This window comes from Cupriavidus sp. C3SS-1, from assembly GCF_057073755.1.
Window position 1 is genome coordinate 2,322,384 of sequence record NZ_CP172699.1, and the last position, 16,438, is coordinate 2,338,821.

At 67.0% G+C, this 16,438-nt stretch carries 16 protein-coding genes; 8 read left to right on the plus strand and 8 right to left on the minus strand.

All coding sequences use genetic code 11. The annotated features are described in order from the left end of the window. Nucleotides 1-135: 135 nt before the first annotated feature. Genes ACIGJC_RS10785 through ACIGJC_RS10795 form a run of 3 tightly spaced genes read left to right on the plus strand, consistent with a single transcriptional unit; the run spans nucleotide 136 to nucleotide 2,699 of the window. A complete protein-coding gene (locus ACIGJC_RS10785) occupies nucleotides 136-1,383 on the plus strand; it encodes a M48 family metallopeptidase (protein ID WP_483708764.1) in 1,248 nt (415 codons plus the stop codon). Further along, a complete protein-coding gene (rsgA, locus tag ACIGJC_RS10790) occupies nucleotides 1,380-2,351 on the plus strand; it encodes a ribosome small subunit-dependent GTPase A (RefSeq protein WP_483708765.1) in 972 nt (323 codons plus the stop codon). The genes ACIGJC_RS10785 and rsgA overlap by 4 nt, the downstream gene beginning before the upstream one ends. A gap of 42 nt (nucleotides 2,352-2,393) precedes the next feature. Beyond that, on the plus strand, nucleotides 2,394-2,699 hold the full coding sequence (locus ACIGJC_RS10795) for a putative signal transducing protein (RefSeq protein ID WP_483708766.1): 306 nt from the start codon (nucleotides 2,394-2,396) through the stop codon (nucleotides 2,697-2,699). Nucleotides 2,700-2,716: 17 nt separating this feature from the next. Here ACIGJC_RS10795 and ACIGJC_RS10800 read toward each other — a convergent pair whose 3' ends face one another. After that, nucleotides 2,717-3,712, minus strand: a complete 996-nt coding sequence (locus tag ACIGJC_RS10800; RefSeq protein ID WP_483708767.1) for a CobD/CbiB family protein — start codon at nucleotides 3,710-3,712, stop codon at nucleotides 2,717-2,719. Between the two features lie 229 nt (nucleotides 3,713-3,941). After that, nucleotides 3,942-4,640 (minus strand): pirin family protein, encoded by a 699-nt coding sequence (locus ACIGJC_RS10805; RefSeq protein ID WP_483708768.1) that lies wholly within the window; start codon nucleotides 4,638-4,640, stop codon nucleotides 3,942-3,944. A gap of 151 nt (nucleotides 4,641-4,791) precedes the next feature. Between ACIGJC_RS10805 and ACIGJC_RS10810 the strand changes: the two genes are divergently transcribed. Both ACIGJC_RS10810 and gluQRS read left to right on the plus strand, forming a co-directional pair. Next, nucleotides 4,792-5,715, plus strand: coding sequence for a LysR family transcriptional regulator (locus ACIGJC_RS10810; RefSeq protein WP_483708769.1), 924 nt, complete (start codon nucleotides 4,792-4,794; stop codon nucleotides 5,713-5,715). Nucleotides 5,716-5,730: 15 nt separating this feature from the next. Further along, a complete protein-coding gene (gene gluQRS / locus ACIGJC_RS10815) occupies nucleotides 5,731-6,636 on the plus strand; it encodes a tRNA glutamyl-Q(34) synthetase GluQRS (RefSeq protein WP_483708770.1) in 906 nt (301 codons plus the stop codon). A gap of 50 nt (nucleotides 6,637-6,686) precedes the next feature. Here gluQRS and ACIGJC_RS10820 read toward each other — a convergent pair whose 3' ends face one another. After that, nucleotides 6,687-8,180, minus strand: coding sequence for a DEAD/DEAH box helicase (locus ACIGJC_RS10820; RefSeq protein WP_483708771.1), 1,494 nt, complete (start codon nucleotides 8,178-8,180; stop codon nucleotides 6,687-6,689). 235 nt (nucleotides 8,181-8,415) lie between these two features. Here ACIGJC_RS10820 and ACIGJC_RS10825 point away from each other — a divergent pair, with 235 nt between their 5' ends. Beyond that, complete coding sequence (locus ACIGJC_RS10825) at nucleotides 8,416-8,745, plus strand: hypothetical protein (RefSeq protein WP_483708772.1); 330 nt, start codon at nucleotides 8,416-8,418, stop codon at nucleotides 8,743-8,745. A gap of 19 nt (nucleotides 8,746-8,764) precedes the next feature. On the opposite strand, the gene ACIGJC_RS10830 is transcribed toward ACIGJC_RS10825, so the two are convergent. The 4 genes from ACIGJC_RS10830 to ACIGJC_RS10845 form a co-directional block, all read right to left on the minus strand. After that, nucleotides 8,765-10,063, minus strand: coding sequence for an MFS transporter (locus ACIGJC_RS10830; protein WP_483708773.1), 1,299 nt, complete (start codon nucleotides 10,061-10,063; stop codon nucleotides 8,765-8,767). Between the two features lie 90 nt (nucleotides 10,064-10,153). After that, nucleotides 10,154-11,827 (minus strand): urocanate hydratase, encoded by a 1,674-nt coding sequence (gene hutU, locus ACIGJC_RS10835; protein WP_483708774.1) that lies wholly within the window; start codon nucleotides 11,825-11,827, stop codon nucleotides 10,154-10,156. 211 nt (nucleotides 11,828-12,038) lie between these two features. Then, entirely contained in the window at nucleotides 12,039-12,794 is a 756-nt protein-coding gene (gene hutC, locus ACIGJC_RS10840; RefSeq protein WP_483708775.1) for a histidine utilization repressor, read from the minus strand. A 108-nt stretch (nucleotides 12,795-12,902) separates the two neighbouring features. Beyond that, the gene (locus ACIGJC_RS10845; protein WP_483708776.1) at nucleotides 12,903-13,583 is read right to left on the minus strand and encodes a Crp/Fnr family transcriptional regulator; all 681 of its coding nucleotides are present in this window, start codon (nucleotides 13,581-13,583) and stop codon (nucleotides 12,903-12,905) included. 117 nt (nucleotides 13,584-13,700) lie between these two features. Here ACIGJC_RS10845 and ACIGJC_RS10850 point away from each other — a divergent pair, with 117 nt between their 5' ends. Then, entirely contained in the window at nucleotides 13,701-14,480 is a 780-nt protein-coding gene (locus ACIGJC_RS10850; protein WP_483708777.1) for a class II aldolase/adducin family protein, read from the plus strand. 1 nt (nucleotide 14,481) lies between these two features. Beyond that, nucleotides 14,482-15,411 (plus strand): 2-hydroxyacid dehydrogenase, encoded by a 930-nt coding sequence (locus ACIGJC_RS10855; RefSeq protein ID WP_483708778.1) that lies wholly within the window; start codon nucleotides 14,482-14,484, stop codon nucleotides 15,409-15,411. Between the two features lie 34 nt (nucleotides 15,412-15,445). On the opposite strand, the gene ACIGJC_RS10860 is transcribed toward ACIGJC_RS10855, so the two are convergent. After that, on the minus strand, nucleotides 15,446-16,345 hold the full coding sequence (locus ACIGJC_RS10860; protein WP_483708779.1) for a LysR substrate-binding domain-containing protein: 900 nt from the start codon (nucleotides 16,343-16,345) through the stop codon (nucleotides 15,446-15,448). Between the last annotated feature and the right edge of the window lie 93 nt (nucleotides 16,346-16,438).

Consider the following 16,438-nt stretch of genomic DNA (forward strand, 5'->3'; position numbering starts at 1 on the left):
CGCGCGCGAACAACTTATAATTCTCGCATATCCGTCCGCCGTGTCCGTCGCAGCGCACCTGCGGCACCCCACGCGGATAACCTGCGCAGCGTCGGCCACACATCCGGTCGCCGCTGGCTCACAAGGCTCTTGCCGATGTTCACCCTCATCTTCCTCGCCGCGCTGGTGGTCATGGTGCTGACCAAGCTATGGCTGGCGGCCCGCCAGGTGCGCCATGTTGGCCTGCACCGCAACGCCGTGCCGGCCCGCTTTGCCGACACCATCGCGCTGTCTTCGCACCAGAAGGCCGCCGACTACACCATTGCGCGCACGCGCCTGTCGATGCTTGAAGTACTCGCCGGCGCTGCCGTGCTGATCGGCTTTACCATGCTGGGCGGCCTGCAGTGGCTGAACCAGTTCTGGCTCGACATGTTTGGCCCTGGCTACGCCTACGGCATTGCGCTGGTCGCCAGCGTGGCGCTGATCGGCGGGCTCGTGGACCTGCCCTTCACGTTGTATGGCCAGTTCGGCATCGAGGAGCGCTTCGGCTTCAACAAGATGACGCTCGGCCTGTGGCTGGCGGACATGGTCAAGATGCTGCTGGTAGCCTGCACGCTGGGCCTGCCGCTGCTGCTGGCGGTGCTCTGGCTGATGGACCGCGCCGGCAGCCTGTGGTGGGTCTGGACCTGGCTGGTATGGATGGCCTTCAACCTGCTGCTGCTGGTGGTGTTCCCGACCTTCATCGCGCCGCTGTTCAACAAGTTCGAGCCGCTCAACGACGAATCGCTGCGCCAGCGCATCGAGGCGCTCATGCAGAAATGCGGCTTTGCCAGCAAGGGCCTGTTCGTGATGGACGGCAGCAAGCGTAGCGCCCATGGCAATGCCTACTTCACCGGCTTTGGCGCGGCCAAGCGCATCGTCTTCTTCGACACGCTGCTCGCGCGCCTGTCGGGCGACGAGATCGAGGCGGTGCTGGCCCATGAGCTCGGCCACTTCAAGCGCCGCCACGTGGCCAAGCGCATCGCCGTGACGTTCGCGCTGAGCCTGGTGTTCCTGGCGCTGCTGGGCTGGCTGTCGACGCGCACATGGTTCTATACCGGACTGGGCGTGGCGCCGAACTTGGGCGTTTCCAACAGTGCGCTGGCGCTGGTGCTGTTCTTCCTGACGCTGCCGGTATTCACGTTCCTGCTGGGGCCGTTGTCCAGCCAGTCGTCACGCCGCCATGAATTCGAGGCCGATGCCTTTGCCGCCGACCAGACCAACGCCAGCCACCTGGTCTCGGCACTGGTCAAGCTGTACAAGGACAATGCCTCGACGCTGACACCCGACCCGCTCTACAGCGCGTTCTACTATTCGCACCCGCCCGCCGCGCAGCGGATCGACCGGCTGCTGGCGCACGCATGAGCCGCACCAGCCGACACCGTACCGCCGGCGGTAATTCCGGCAAGGGCAACGCCGCCGAAGGCGCGCTGGTCATCGCCGCGCACGGCCGCCACTACGTCGTGGAGATGGCCGACGGCACGCACATGCATGCGTTTCCGCGCGGCAAGAAGAGCGACACCGCGGTGGGCGACCATGTCAGCGTGGAACGTACCGCGGTCGACCAGTGCGTGATCACCGCCGTCAGCCCGCGCAAGAACCTGCTGTACCGCTCCGACCAGTTCAAGTCCAAGCTTCTTGCCGCGAATATCGACCAGGTGGTGGTTGTGCTGGCGACCGAGCCCGGATTTTCAGAGGATCTGCTCGGACGCGCGCTGGTCTCGGCAGAAGCCATGGAAATCCGCCCGCTGATCCTGCTCAACAAGACCGACCTGCCCGACCGCCTCGAAGAGGCCCGCCGCAGGCTCGCGCTGTACCGGGACCTGGGCTACGACACGGTCGAGCTGTCGGTACACGGCGATCCCGAGAATGCGCTGGCCGCGCTGAAGCCACGCCTGGCGGGGCTCGCCAGCATCCTGATCGGCCAGTCGGGCATGGGCAAGTCGTCGCTGCTCAACCTGCTGATCCCGGGCGTGGAGGCGCAGACGCGCGAGATTTCGGCCAAGCTCGATTCCGGCAAGCACACCACCACCTTCACGCGGCTGTACCACCTGCCGCCGGAGTGGGGCAACGTCGATGGCCGCGACGGTTGCCTGTTCGATTCGCCGGGCTTCCAGGAATTCGGCCTGCATCACCTGAGCGAGGGCATGCTCGAGCGCGCGTTCCCGGAATTCCGGCCGCTGCTGACCGAGTGCCGCTTCTACAACTGCCACCACATCAACGAGCCGGGCTGCGGCGTGCTGGCCGCGATCGGGAACGGCGGCATTTCGGAGCGTCGTCACCAGCTGTACACGCAGCTGCTGCACGAGTCCAGCCAGCAGAAGTCCTGGTAGCCGTGGTAAGGTGGCTGCACCTGCCTTGCCGGTGCGCTGCCAATGAAACTGCTGCTGTCCGCCACCTCGATCGTGCACGCGGCGCATTGCCGCAACATGTTGCGCGCCGCCGGCATCCGCGCCGAATTGCGCAACACGTGGCTGTCAGGCGCGGTCGGCGAAATCCCATTCCGGGAAAGCGCGCCGCAGGTCTGGATTCTCGATGATCACATGGAAGCGCAAGCCTGGGCCGCGCTGAAGACGGCGGCCGAACCGCCGCCGGGGCCGCCGTGGCAGTGCGGCCACTGCCACGAATGGCATGAGCCGCAGTTCGGCGCCTGCTGGCGCTGCGGCGCGCCGCGTGATTAGGTCAGTCAGTGCGCCGGTCAGCCGACCCACAGCGCCAGGGACAGCATCGCCAACAGCAGCATCCACAGCACCACCGCGCGCCAGACCAGCCCCACAGCGGACTGCAGCGTACGGACGCCCGGCTCCGCGCCGAATTCCGGGGCCGAGGGCTCGGGGCCGTTGTCTTCTTCCATGCCGGGCGCGTAGTCGATCGCGGGGCCTGCCGCCATGCTGGTACGCAGCACCACGCTGGAGTCGTCTTCGGGCAGCGGCGTGCCCAGGCGCACGCCGAGCGCCCCGCCACCGCTCGCGAGCAGGATGCCGTTGACCGCATCGTTCCACTTGCGGGCGTGGTTGCGCCACGCGTAGACGGCATCCTCGAAGTTGCCCACGATGGCAAACCCGATCGCCGTCAGCCGCGACGGCACCCAGTCCAGCAGGTAGAACGCGCTCGCGGCAAAGCGGCCGAGCGCCGGGCTGCGCTCGGTCGACGGCAGGTTCCACTGGCGGCCCAGGAATTCGGCGGCCCGGTACAGCACCACGCCGCCCGGCCCGATCGGCACCAGGAACCAGAAGAACACGCCGAACACATGGCGGTGCACCGCGACGATCGCCGCTTCAAGCGTGTGGCGCACGATCTCGGTCACCGGCATCTCGATGGTGTCGATGCCGGTCCACTCATGCAGCAACGCGCGCGCGGCGAGCAGGTCGTCGCGGTTCAGCGCCTCGTGGATATCGGTGAAGTAGTGGCTGAACTGGCGAAAGCCCAGCGTCAGGTACAACAACAGCACATTCCACGCCAGCGTGAGCGCGACGCTGATCGACGCGAGCAGGTAGTGCACCACCATCACGCCCAGCGTGAGCGGCAGCACCACGGTGAGCCAGGCCAGCGCGGCATCGCGCGGGCGGCCGGTGTCGAACGCGTGTTCGGCGCGGTCACCGAGCGCGCGCACGATCTCATGGATCGGGTTATTGCGGCCCAGGGCGCGGAACTGCTCTGCGATCAGCGCCAGGAGAACGGATACGAAGGTCATCTCGGTACCGGGTGACGGGCCGGGCGTCGGCCAGGCCGGAAACTAGGGGGTGGCAACCTGCCGGCGATGTGCGGGGCCGGTCGCAAATACATAGCAAGAAGATAGCACAGCGGTACATGCCCGACGACGATCCCGCGGTAAAAGGCAAACAGCCCGCAGGCGCGGGCCGGCGGGCTGTTAGGGATGGCGGTGCGGCGCGGCATGCGCCGCACCGGCCTGGCTCCCGGGATCAGGGCAGGTCGAAGACCAGGACTTCAGCGCCTTCGCCCTGCGTCAGCGCCAGGGCGTCCACGGACTCCAGCGTGGCCGCGTCGCCGGTTTCCAGCGCCAGGCCATTGAGCACGATCCGGCCGCGCGCCACATACACGTAAGCGCGGCGTCCGGGCCGGAGCGCCAGCGTGGCAGACTCATCGCCATCGAACAGCCCGGCGTACAGGCGCACGTCCTGATGCACGAGCACCGAACCTTCGGCGCCATCGGAACTGGCAACCAGGCGCAGCCGGCCGCGCTTGTCCGCCGCGTCGAAGCGCTTTTCCTCGTAGCCGGGCTCGATGCCGGTCTGGTTCGGCATGATCCAGATCTGCAGGAAATGCGTGGTGTCATGGGCGGCATGGTTGTACTCCGAATGCTGCACGCCGGTACCGGCGCTCATGCGTTGCACGTCGCCCGGGCGGATCACGCTGCCGTTGCCCATGCTGTCCTTGTGCGCCAGCTCGCCTTCCAGCACGTAGCTGATGATTTCCATGTCGCGGTGGCCATGGGTGCCAAAACCCATGCCCGGGGCAACGCGGTCTTCATTGATCACGCGAAGCGGCCCGAACTGGACGTGCTTCGGGTCGTAATAGTCGGCAAAGGAGAACGAGTGATACGACTTCAGCCAGCCATGATCGGCGTAACCGCGCTCTTCAGACCTTCTGATTTCAATCATTTTGATGGCCCTCCTTGTGGCCCTGGCTTGCCTTTCCCTTGCGGCATAGTGCCGTGGGATATGGCATTTGCTTTCGATGCTAGGAAGTTTAGGCGCTGTGGCGTATATTGAACGGCATCCACTTAGAAGTAATCATTCAGAATTTCTGAATATGCCACTTTCCCTCGAATCCCTTGAAGTCCTGGACGCCATCGAGCGCAAGGGCAGCTTCGCCGCCGCCGCCCATGAGATGGGCAAGGTGCCTTCCGCGCTGACCTATGTGGTACGCAAGCTCGAAGAAGACCTCGACGTGCTGCTGTTCGATCGCCGCCGGCACCGGGCCGAACTGACGCCGGCCGGCCGCGCCTTGCTCGATGAGGGGCGCCACCTGCTCCACGCGGCCGACGACCTGGCGCGGCGGGTCAAGCGGCTGGCTACCGGCTGGGAAGCGACACTGACCATCGTGGTGGACGACCTGATCAACTTTCGCGCGCTGCTGCCCGTGATCCAGGATTTCTACAACGAGAACACCGCCACGCGGCTGCGCTTTGCCAAGGAAGTGCTCGGCGGCGCCTGGGATGCGCTGGTCAGCAACCGCGCAGACCTGGTGATCGGCGGCGCTTATGACGCCCCCAGCACGCAGGGCTTCCAGATCCGGCCGCTGGGCAGCATGCCGTTCGTTTTCGCCGTGGCCGCGCACCACCCGCTCGCGACCGAGGAAGGGCCGCTGTCGACCATCCAGATCGCCCGGCACCGGATCGTGGCCGTGGGCGACACCTCGCGCAACCTGCCTGCGCGCACGCACGGCGTGCTGGCCGGACAGGACGTGCTGGTGGTGCCAACCATGCGCGACAAGCTCGAAGCGCAGATCCGCGGCCTTGGCTGCGGCTGGCTGCCGGCGCCGATGGCGCAGCCGCATATCGAAAGCGGCGTACTGCAGGCCCGCGAGACCGTCGAGGTGCGCGCGCCCGGCAACTTCAAGGTGGCCTGGCGCACGAGCAACCGCGGCAAGGCGCTGCAATGGTGGTCAGGCAAGCTTGAAGATCCGCGGCTGGCGCAGGCACTGCTGTTGCAGCAACCCGAACTGGCAGGCTAAGGCAGGGGCACGCGCATGGCAGTACCCGCCAGCGGCTACCGCGGCCGCTTCGCCCCCTCCCCCACCGGCCCGCTGCACATGGGCTCGCTGGTGACTGCGCTGGCCACCTGGCTCGATGCGCGCGCGCACGGCGGCCAGTGGCTGGTGCGGATCGAAGACCTCGACTATCCGCGCTGCGTGCGCGGCGCAGACACGGACATCCTGCAAACGCTCGAACGGCTCGGCCTGGTGCCCGACGAGCCGCCGGTCTGGCAAAGCCGGCGCGAGGCGCTGTACGCCGACGCACTGCATCGCCTTGACGTGGCGGGACAGCTCTACCCCTGCGGCTGCTCACGCAAGGAAATCGCCGATTCGCTGCTGCATGTGCGCGAACGGCACCAGACGCTTGGGTATCCCGGTACGTGCCGCAACGGGCTCAATGGCAAGTTGCCGCGGGCGTGGCGCGTGCGCGTGCCGGACGGCCCGGCAGCCACCCTTTGCTTCGATGATCGCTGGCAGGGCCGCCAATGCCAGGACCTTGAAACCGAGGTAGGCGACTTCGTGCTGCGCCGCGCGGATGGCCTATGGGCCTATCAGCTTGCCGTGGTGGTCGACGACGGCCTGCAGGGCATCACCCACATCGTGCGCGGCGCCGATTTGCTCGATTCCACACCGCGCCAGATCCACCTGCAGCACCTGCTCGGGCTGCCGACGCCCGCTTATCTGCACGTGCCCGTGGTGGTCAATGCGGCCGGGGAAAAGCTGAGCAAGCAGAGCGGCGCGCAGGCGATTGACACGAGCGCACCGCTCGATGCACTGCGAACGGCAGGCGAGCACCTCGGGCTAAGAAACGAAGGGAGGGATGTGCAGGATTGGCTCGAACGAGCCACCGCGGGCTGGCTGCAGCGCCTGGCGGCGCTGCCAGCCGTGGCCGGGCGCTGACAGGCAGCGCCGGCCTCGCGGCTTGTGCGCGATTTGTGCGCGATACGCGATCAGGACTTGCGCGGTGCGCCGCCCAGCAGGGCCGCGACGGGGCGCTTGGGTCCCTGGCGGCCACGCGACAGCGCCGCCGCGATCATCTCCTCGGCCGGCTTGGCGGGGGCACTGTTCGGGCTGGGCTCGTAGGGACGCGAGAAGAACGGGTCGTCCGAAGGCCGGAACGCGTTGCGGCCGCCACCGTGGTCCGGGCGGCGGCGACGGTCATCGCCCTCACCGTCACCGTTGCTGCGCGCGCGGCGCACATCGCTGCGCTGGCGGCGGCGATCGGTCTCTTCCTGGCGGGCCTTCTCGCCGGTGGGATCAAAACCTTCCAGCGTGCCACGCGGGACGCTGCGCTTGATCAGCTTCTCGATATCGACCAGCAGGCGCTCATCGCCCGGCACGAAGATCGACAGCGCGTCGCCGCTGGCGCCGGCGCGGCCGGTTCGGCCAATGCGGTGCACATAGTCTTCGGCGCTGAACGGCAGGTCGAAATTGATCACGCACGGCATGTCGGCAATATCGAGGCCACGTGCCGCCACGTCAGTGGCGACCAGCGCGTCGATGGTGCCGCTCTTGAAGCCTTCGAGCGTCTGCATCCGCTCGGTCTGCGTCTTGTCGCCATGGATGGCGGCGGCGTTGATGCCCTCGCGTTCCAGATGGCGCGCCAGGCGCGAGCAGCCGATCTTGCTGTTGACGAACACGATGCATTGGCGCGACAGGCCTTGCGCCGCGCGCTGGCGCAGCAGGTGCACCACGGCAGCCTGCTTGTGGCCGTCTTCCACCTGGTACACCATCTGGCGCACGTTTTCATTGGTGGAGTTGCTGCGCGCCACTTCGATCGTGACCGGCTGCTTGAGGTAGCTCGCGGCCAGGCGCTTGATCTCGGACGAGAACGTGGCCGAGAACAGCAGCGTCTGGCGCTGCGCCGGCAGCAGGTTGATGATGCGCTGCAGGTCCGGCAGGAAGCCCATGTCGAGCATGCGGTCGGCTTCGTCCAGCACCAGCATCTGCACCTGCGACAGGTTCACCGACTTTTGCTGCACGTGGTCCAGCAGGCGGCCCGGCGTGGCCACCAGGATTTCCACGCCACGGCGCAGCGCATCGGTCTGCGGGTTCATGTCCACGCCGCCGAACACCACCGTGCTGCGCAGGTCGGTGTGCTTGGCATAGCGCGCGACGTTGTCATAGACCTGGTCGGCCAGTTCGCGCGTGGGCGTCAGCATCAGCGCGCGCACCGGGTGGCGCGCCGGCGAGGCGCTCGCATTGGCCATCGGCAGCAGGCGCTGGATGATCGGCAGGGCAAAGCCGGCGGTCTTGCCGGTGCCGGTCTGGGCAGCGCCCATCACGTCCTTGCCGAGGAGCACCACGGGGATGGCCTGCGCCTGGATCGGCGTCGGCTTGGTATAGCCTTGCTCGGACAAGGCGCGCAGGATGCGCGCGTCCAGGCCAAAGCTCTCGAACGTCTGCTCGGCGGCGTTCTGTTCAGGTAGGGTCGTAGTCGTCATGGTATCGGGGTGCGGCGGGAGGCGAACCCGGCACAAACGGATACGCGTCTGGAACTCATCTCGCCTTGCTACAGGCCGGATCCGGGGCGGATCCTGGCGCGGCAATGCCTCCAACGGCATTTGCCTAAGCGAATCAAAGACTTAGATTTTAGCACCTCTGCCACCACACTGAACAGGTGGGCAAGGCGGCACTGCGCGCACGCGCCGATCGCGCCGGTTGATCTCTCAAGCCAGTATGGGCTTTGAGGATTTCAACAACGTGTCACACAGCGCGGCGATGATGCCGCCAGTCCGTCGCCAACGACAGCTGTCGCGGCGCCGGATTGACTCCCCGACACGACAGGACACCGAACCTTTGACCTTGACCTTGAGCCTGAACATGGATCTGGACTTTCTTCGCCAGGCGCGTGACCGCTTCCTGATGACTTCCACGGTGTTCCTCGGCCTGCCAGGCGCGACGGGCCCGGCAGCGCCGTCCGCGGCGGCCGCCGGCCAGCCGCACTGCAACGGTACGCAATTGCCGACCTGGCCGTTCGCACAGCACCGTTTGCCAGCAGCCGGTTGAGCACCGGCCGCCGTTGCCTTCATTTCAGGCGGCGCCCTAGCGTTTCCGGCACCAGCGCCAGCCCGATCAGCGACACCAGACCGCAGCCGATCACATAGAGCGCCGGCGCATTGGCGTCACCCGTGATCTGGATCAGGCGCGTCGAGAAGTACTGCGCAAAGCCACCGAAGATCGCAATCGCCACGCAGTAGGCGATCGACAGGCCCGTGGCGCGCAAGCGCTGCGGCAGCACCTCGCTGACCAGCACCATCGAGGCCGGCGAGGTCATCGACATCGGCACCGACAGGCAGGCCACGACCACCAGCAGACGTGCCAGCGACGGCTCGGCGTTGATCAGCACGAACGCCGGATAGACCATTACCAGCAGCGCCACGCGCGACCACAGCACCACCGTCTTGCGGCCGACGCGGTCGGCCAGCCAGCCAGCAAATGGCGACAGCACGACCTGCACCAGCGCCGCGATGCAGCCGGCCCAGATGCTCAGCGACAGCGGCATCTTCAGCACGCTCACGGCGTAGTTGCTGAGGTAGTAGATGACGATATACGTCGACGAGGCCAGGCCGATCATCAGCAGGATGCTGGCGAGCACCTCGCGTGCATGCCGGCGCAGCAGCGGCCATTGCGCGGCGTGTTCGCCGTGATGCAGGGGCTCGGCGGTTTCCTCCAGGCGGCGGCGGATCACCAGGCCGACCGGAATCACGAGAATGCCGATCAGGAACGCAAGGCGCCAGCCCCACGCTTCGAGCTCGGCCGGCGCCAGCACATTGCTCAGCACCAGGCCGGTGACCGCGCCCAGCAGCGCCGCCAGGCCCTGGCTGAACGGTTGCCACGCGGTATAGAAGCCTCGCGTGCGGTCATCGGCGTACTCGAGCAGCAACGCGGTCGAAGCGCCCATTTCGCCGCCGATGGCAAAACCCTGCACCAGCCGCGCCACCACCACCATGACCGGCGCCAGGATGCCGATCTGCGCGTACGACGGCGCCACCACGAAGATCAGCGAACTCAGGCCCATGAGCCACAGCGTCAGCGCGACGGCCGGCTTGCGCCCGGCGCGGTCGGCATACATGCCGATCAGCAGGCCGCCGAGCGGGCGCATCAGGAAGCCGACGCCAAACGTGGCGAACGACATCAGCAACTGGCCCGTCGGATTTTCAACCGGGAAATACAGCCGGCCGATCAGCGTGGCGAAGAAGCTGTAGACGACGAAATCGTAGAACTCCAGGCCATTGCCGACGGTGATCGCGGCAATGGCACGTGCGCGCGACAGTTGCGGCTGTGGCGCCGCAACCGCCGCGCCGGCGGTGCTTTGGATGGACATGGGTGTCTCCGTGAACGGTATGGCAACGGCCGGCGCGCGGGCAGCCGGCCGCTTATGCTGCTCTTGTTGGCAGTCGCCTTAGTCAAGCGATCAGCCGCGCAGCATCGGCAGGTCCAGGCCCTGCTCGCGTGCGCAGTCGACGGCGATCTGGTAGCCGGCGTCGGCATGGCGCATGACGCCGGTGGCGGGGTCGTTGTTCAGCACGCGGGCAATGCGCGCGGCGGCTTCATCGGTGCCGTCGCAGACGATCACCACGCCCGAATGCTGCGAGAAGCCCATGCCGACGCCACCGCCGTGGTGCAGGCTCACCCAGGTCGCACCGCTCGCGGTGTTGAGCAGCGCGTTGAGCAGCGGCCAGTCGGAGACAGCGTCCGACCCATCCTGCATGGACTCGGTCTCGCGGTTCGGGCTGGCAACCGAGCCCGAATCCAGGTGGTCGCGGCCGATCACGACGGGAGCCGACAACTCGCCGCTGCGCACCATCTCGTTGAACGCCAGGCCCAGCTTGGCACGCAGGCCAAGGCCGACCCAGCAGATGCGCGCCGGCAGGCCCTGGAAGCTGATGCGCTCGCGCGCCATGTCGAGCCAGCGGTGCAGGTGGGCATCGTCGGGGATCAGTTCCTTGACCTTGGCATCGGTCTTGTAGATGTCCTGCGGATCGCCCGACAGCGCGGCCCAGCGGAACGGGCCAATGCCGCGGCAGAACAGCGGACGGATATAGGCCGGCACGAAGCCCGGGAAATCGAACGCATTCTCGACGCCCTCTTCCTGGGCCATCTGGCGGATGTTGTTGCCGTAGTCGAAGGTCGGCACGCCCATCTTCTGGAAGGCCAGCATGGCGCGCACATGCGCGGCCATCGAAACCTTGGCGGCCTTCACCACCACGGCCGGTTCGCGCTGGGCGCGCTCGCGGTACTCATCCCAGCTCCAGCCCGCCGGCAGGTAGCCGTTGAGCGGGTCGTGCGCGCTGGTCTGGTCGGTGACCATGTCAGGGCGCACGCCGCGGCGCACCAGTTCGGGCAGCACTTCGGCGGCGTTGGCGCACAGCGCGATCGAAATCGACTTGCCTTGCGAGGTGTAGCGGTCAATGCGGGCCAGCGCGTCGTCGAGATCGGTGGCCTGCTCGTCGACATAGCGCGTCTTCAGGCGGAAATCGATGCGGCTCTGCTGGCATTCGATGTTCAGCGAGCACGCGCCGGCCAGCGTGGCGGCCAGCGGCTGCGCGCCGCCCATTCCACCCAGGCCGGCGGTCAGCACCCAGCGGCCCTTGAGGCTGCCGCCGTAATGCTGGCGGCCCGCCTCGACAAAGGTTTCATACGTGCCCTGCACGATGCCCTGGCTGCCGATATAGATCCACGAACCGGCGGTCATCTGGCCGTACATGGCCAGGCCCCTGGCGTCGAGTTCGTTGAAGTGTTCCCAGTTGGCCCAGTGCGGCACCAGATTCGAGTTGGCGATCAGCACGCGCGGCGCGTCGCGGTGGGTGCGAAACACGCCGACCGGCTTGCCCGACTGGACCAGAAGGGTCTCGTCGTCTTCCAGACGGGTCAGCACCTCGACGATACGGTCATAGCATTCCCAGTTGCGCGCGGCACGGCCAATACCGCCGTAGACCACCAGCTCCTTCGGGTTCTCCGCGACCTCCGGGTCGAGGTTGTTCATCAGCATGCGCAACGGCGCTTCGGTCAGCCAGCTCTTGGCGGTCAGCTTGTTGCCACGCGGGGCACGGATCTCAACATCGCGGAAACGGGGGTTCACACTCACGGCAGCTCCTTGGAATCACTGGCCCGGCCACGCCGGGAATCAACATCTCTTGGGTATGTATAGTCTTGTATATACAAGTATAGAGGTATTGGGGTATTCCCGAGGCTAGGCATGATGAGGGAGGGAATGTGACGACGCCCCGGCTTGCCGGGGCGTCGAGTGTTGCAGCCGCTACGTCAGATCAGGCTCATCTTGACCTGTGGCAGGCGCCTCAGGACGTGAAGCGTCCTTCGAGCCGGTGCATTGAGCCCGGATGAAGCAGCCGCACCGCCGTCACCACGCGATTGGACGACCACGTGCGGCGCCGGATCAGCAGGCATGGCTCGCCGCGATCGATCTGCAGCAGGGCGCACTCCTCGGGCGTGGCCAGCACGGCTTCAACCACATGCTCGCCCTCGGTCAGCGGTGCCACGCGCGACAGGTATTCGTACGGCGTGTGGCGGGTGAAATCCTGCGCCAGGTAGTCGGGCGCCACCGTCGCGTTGACGTAGCGGTCCTCAAGCTGGATCGGCACATCGTCCTCGTAGTGCACGATCACCGTGTGGAAGACGCGCTGGCCCTCGCCCACATCGAGTGCGGCGGCCCTGGCCGCGCCGGCCGGTTCCTCGCTGCTCTTCACCACCCTGGCATGGTGGCGGCGGCCGCGCGCGGCGATTTCCTCGGCGATATTGTTGACCGCGTAGAGCGCGGAATTGCGCTTCGGTTCGGCCACGAACGTGCCGACACCCTGCATGCGCACCAGCAATCCGTCAGCCGTCAGCTCGCGCAACGCGCGGTTCACCGTCATGCGGCTTACGCCCAGGTCCTCGACCAGTTCGGTTTCGGACGGCACGCGATGATGCGGCGGCCAGCTGCCGTCGGCGATCTTGCCGCTGATGAATTGCTTAACGCGCGCGTAGAGCGGCGCCGGTAGCGTGTCGGACAGCCCGGCGGCCGGCCGGCCCGGCTGTGCGGAGGCTTGAGACAACGGTTTTCCCCATGAAGCGGACACACTCGGCACTGTGCGCGATATCCGCTGGACTTGTATAGCGTGGTATCTACATCAGCGGCGAATGTACCACGCGGCGCACACGAATCACGCCGTGGCGAGCCGCCGCAGCGCCGCTGGCTCAAGCAACTCCACTTGGCGGTAATGGCGGCGTATCCAGCCGGCGTCCTCCCATGCCTGCAGGTACTTGGCGACGGTCTGGCGCGAGCGGTTGACCATATCGCCGAGGTCCTCGGCCGAGACCCGCACCACATGGTCGGTACGGTCGGCCAGTTCAAGCAGGCGCGCCGCCATGCGCGCATCGACGGGTGCCTGCTGCGCGCGCTCGGCGTGATCGAAGGCGACGCGCAGGCGCGCGCAGATCTGCTGGACGATCAGTTGCATGCCTTCCGGATGGGCGGCCAGGATACGGTCGAAATCGCGCCGGCCCAGCACCAGCAACTCGGTGCTGCCCACGGCGAAAGCGTCGTGCGTGCGCGGCTTGCCGTCGAGCAGGGAGATCTCGCCGAACCAGCGGCCGCGGCCGATCACCGAATAGACCGACTCGCGTCCGCTCGCGCTGACGCGGCTCATGCGCACGCGGCCCGCCAGCACCATGCAGAAATACGTCGGCGGATCGCCGCGCGCGAAGATCATGTCGCCGTCGCCGAACCGCTGCCGGCGTGCGGCCTTCTGCACGGCGTCGAGCACGCGCGCCGGCGCATTGCGCAGCCAGCCGCTTGCCAACACGCTTCGCGGCAGCGCCCTGCCGGAATCCACGGCTTTCACATCACCCTCCCTGCTGGCCAAAGCGAGATTGTCCAATACTTAACAGACTTGCGCGCAGGCCCGGGCGCAGAATGCCACCGCACTCACGACACAGAACACACCCCCGGAGGCATTCACATGGCGCAAGTACAACTCGTCGATGCGGTCGATTCCGTCAGGGACCGCGTTTCCGACGCGGAATGGCAGATGCGCGTCGACCTGGCGGCGGCCTACCGCCTGGTCGCGCATTTCGGCTGGGATGACCTGATCTTCACCCATATCTCGGCACGCGTGCCCGACGCGCCCGACCAGTTCCTGATCAATCCCTACGGCATGCTGTTCGACGAGATCACGGCGTCCAGCCTGGTCAAGGTCGACCATCACGGCCACCCCGTGCTGGACACGCCGTATGACGTCAACCCCGCCGGCTTCATCATCCACAGCGCCGTGCACGAGGCGCGGCCAGAGATCGGCTGCGTCATGCACACCCACACCCCGCACGGCGTGGCGGTGTCGGCGCAGCAGGCCGGTCTGCTGCCGCTCTCGCAGCAGGCCATGTTCGCGCGCATGGGCCTGGCCTACCACGACTACGAAGGCGTGGCGCTGCGCGAGGACGAGAAAGTGAGACTGGTGGCCGACCTTGGCGGCAGCAAGCAGATGATCCTGCGCAACCACGGCCTGCTGACCTGCGGGCGCACGGTGTCCGACGCGTTCCTGACGATGTACACGCTGGAGTCCGCATGCCGCGTCCAGATACTCGCGCAGAGCGGCGGCACGCCGCTGACGCTGGTGCCGGAAGCCGTCAGCACCGACGTGGGCGCGCAGGCGCGCCAGGCCACCAAGGGAAAGGGCTCGGGCCTGGCATGGCCGGGCCTGCTGCGCCGCCTGGACCGAATCCAACCGGACTTCCGCAACTGACATGGGCATCCTCGTACATCTTCCCTCATTCATGGCGGGCCCCATCACCGCCGCGCTGCGTGAAGCCGCGCCCGACATCGCCGTCTGGAACGGCCGCGAAAACGCACCCGCGGACGAAGTCGAAGCCATCATGGCCTGGGGCCTGAAGCCGGGCGTGCTGCCCGCCTTCCCCAACCTGCGCCTGGTCTGCGCCGCCGCGGCGGGCGTCGACAAGCTGCTGGCCGCGCCCGACCTGCCGCCAAGCATGCCCGTCACCCGCGTGGTTGATCCGGGCCAGCAGACCGGCATCGCGCATTACGTGCTGGCCATGGCCCTGCGTCATGCGCGTCGCCTGGGCGACTATGCTGCGCAACAGCGCCGTGGCGAATGGAAGCGCCACCCGGCACCGGACCTCTCGCGCTGCCGCGTCGGCGTGCTGGGCATGGGCGAGATCGGCAGCGCCGTGGCGCGCACGTTCGCGGCCATCGGCTTTCCGGTGGCGGGATGGAGCCGCAGCGGCAAAGGCATTCCCGATGTGATCGACTACACCGGCGATGCCGGCTTGTCCGCGATGCTCGCGCAGACCGACATCCTGGTTTGCACGCTGCCGCTCACGCCGCAAACGCATGGCCTGCTGAACCGGCAGACACTCTCGCAATTGCCGCCCGGCGCTTTCTTCATCAACGTTGGTCGCGGCGAGCACCTGGTGGAACCCGACCTGGTCGCGCTGATCGACGAAGGCCACCTGGCCGGCGCGGCGCTCGATGTGTTTTCGAAGGAACCGCCGGAACCTGGCGATCCGGTTTGGAACCATCCGCGCATCGAAGCGACTCCGCATATTGCGTGCGATCCGTCGTATGAACTTGTGGCACGGCAGTGCGTGGAGAACGTGCGCAGGATGCGTGATGGCCGGGAACTGATGAACCTGGTCGATCGGGCGGCCGGATACTGATGTCAGGCCGCAGCCCGCGCGGGGCTGCCAGGTATCACGCCGCCGTCGCCTGCCGCACCATCCAGTTGCGGAAGGCACGCGCGGCGGCGGGCTCCATGCGATCGCGCGGCCAGATCGCGTAGTAGCCGCCACCAAGACTGGCACTCGCTTCGCAAGCACGCACCAGCAGGCCGTCGCGCAGGCAGCCGTCGATCATGTGCCGCCAGCCGAGCGCGATGCCCTGCCCTTCTATCGCCAGCTGCAGCAGGATCGGATACTGGTTCGAGGTCAGGAAGGTACGCGGATTCGCGTCAGGCACGCCCTGGTGCGCAAACCATGCCTGCCACGACATCCATTGCCGCTGGCCATCGTCGAGCATCAGCAGGGTCTCGTTGACCAGTGCCGACGGGGCTAGCGTGCGCCCGTCGAGATAGGCCGGCGCGCACACCGGGAAGACATCCTCGCCGTACAGTCGCCGCGCCGCCAGCCCGGGCGGCGGACCCTCGCGCAGGTAGTACAGGCCAATGTCGAATTCGGCGGCGGACAGCGACGCCAGGCTGTCATTCACAATGAGCCGCAACTGGATCTCGGGATGTGCCGCACGGAACGAAGCCAGCCGCGGCGTCAACCACAGCACGGCCACGCCAGTGGAGCACGCCACGGTCAGCGCCGTGTGACTGCGCACCTTCATCACGTCTTCGGTGGCCTCGGCACAGCCGACCAGCAATCGTTGCACAACCTCGGCATAGCGCTGGCCGCTGACTGTCAGGCGCAGCGCGCGCGGCTCGCGGATGAACAGCTTGCGTCCGAGAAAGCTTTCGAGCTGAGCGACTTGCCGGCTGATCGCGCTTTGCGTCAGATGCAGCTCCACGGCGGCGCGTGTGAAGCTGCCAAGCCGCATCGCGGCTTCGAAGGCGACCAGGTTGGCCAGGGGCGGTAGCGGAGAGATGCGCATGGGAGCTTCCGGTCGCGGGAGCTGCCATGATAGACCGCGAGTACGAGGGAGAGCGAGAGGAAGGCGGGAGCGAATGCACGCCAGGCCCGGCGC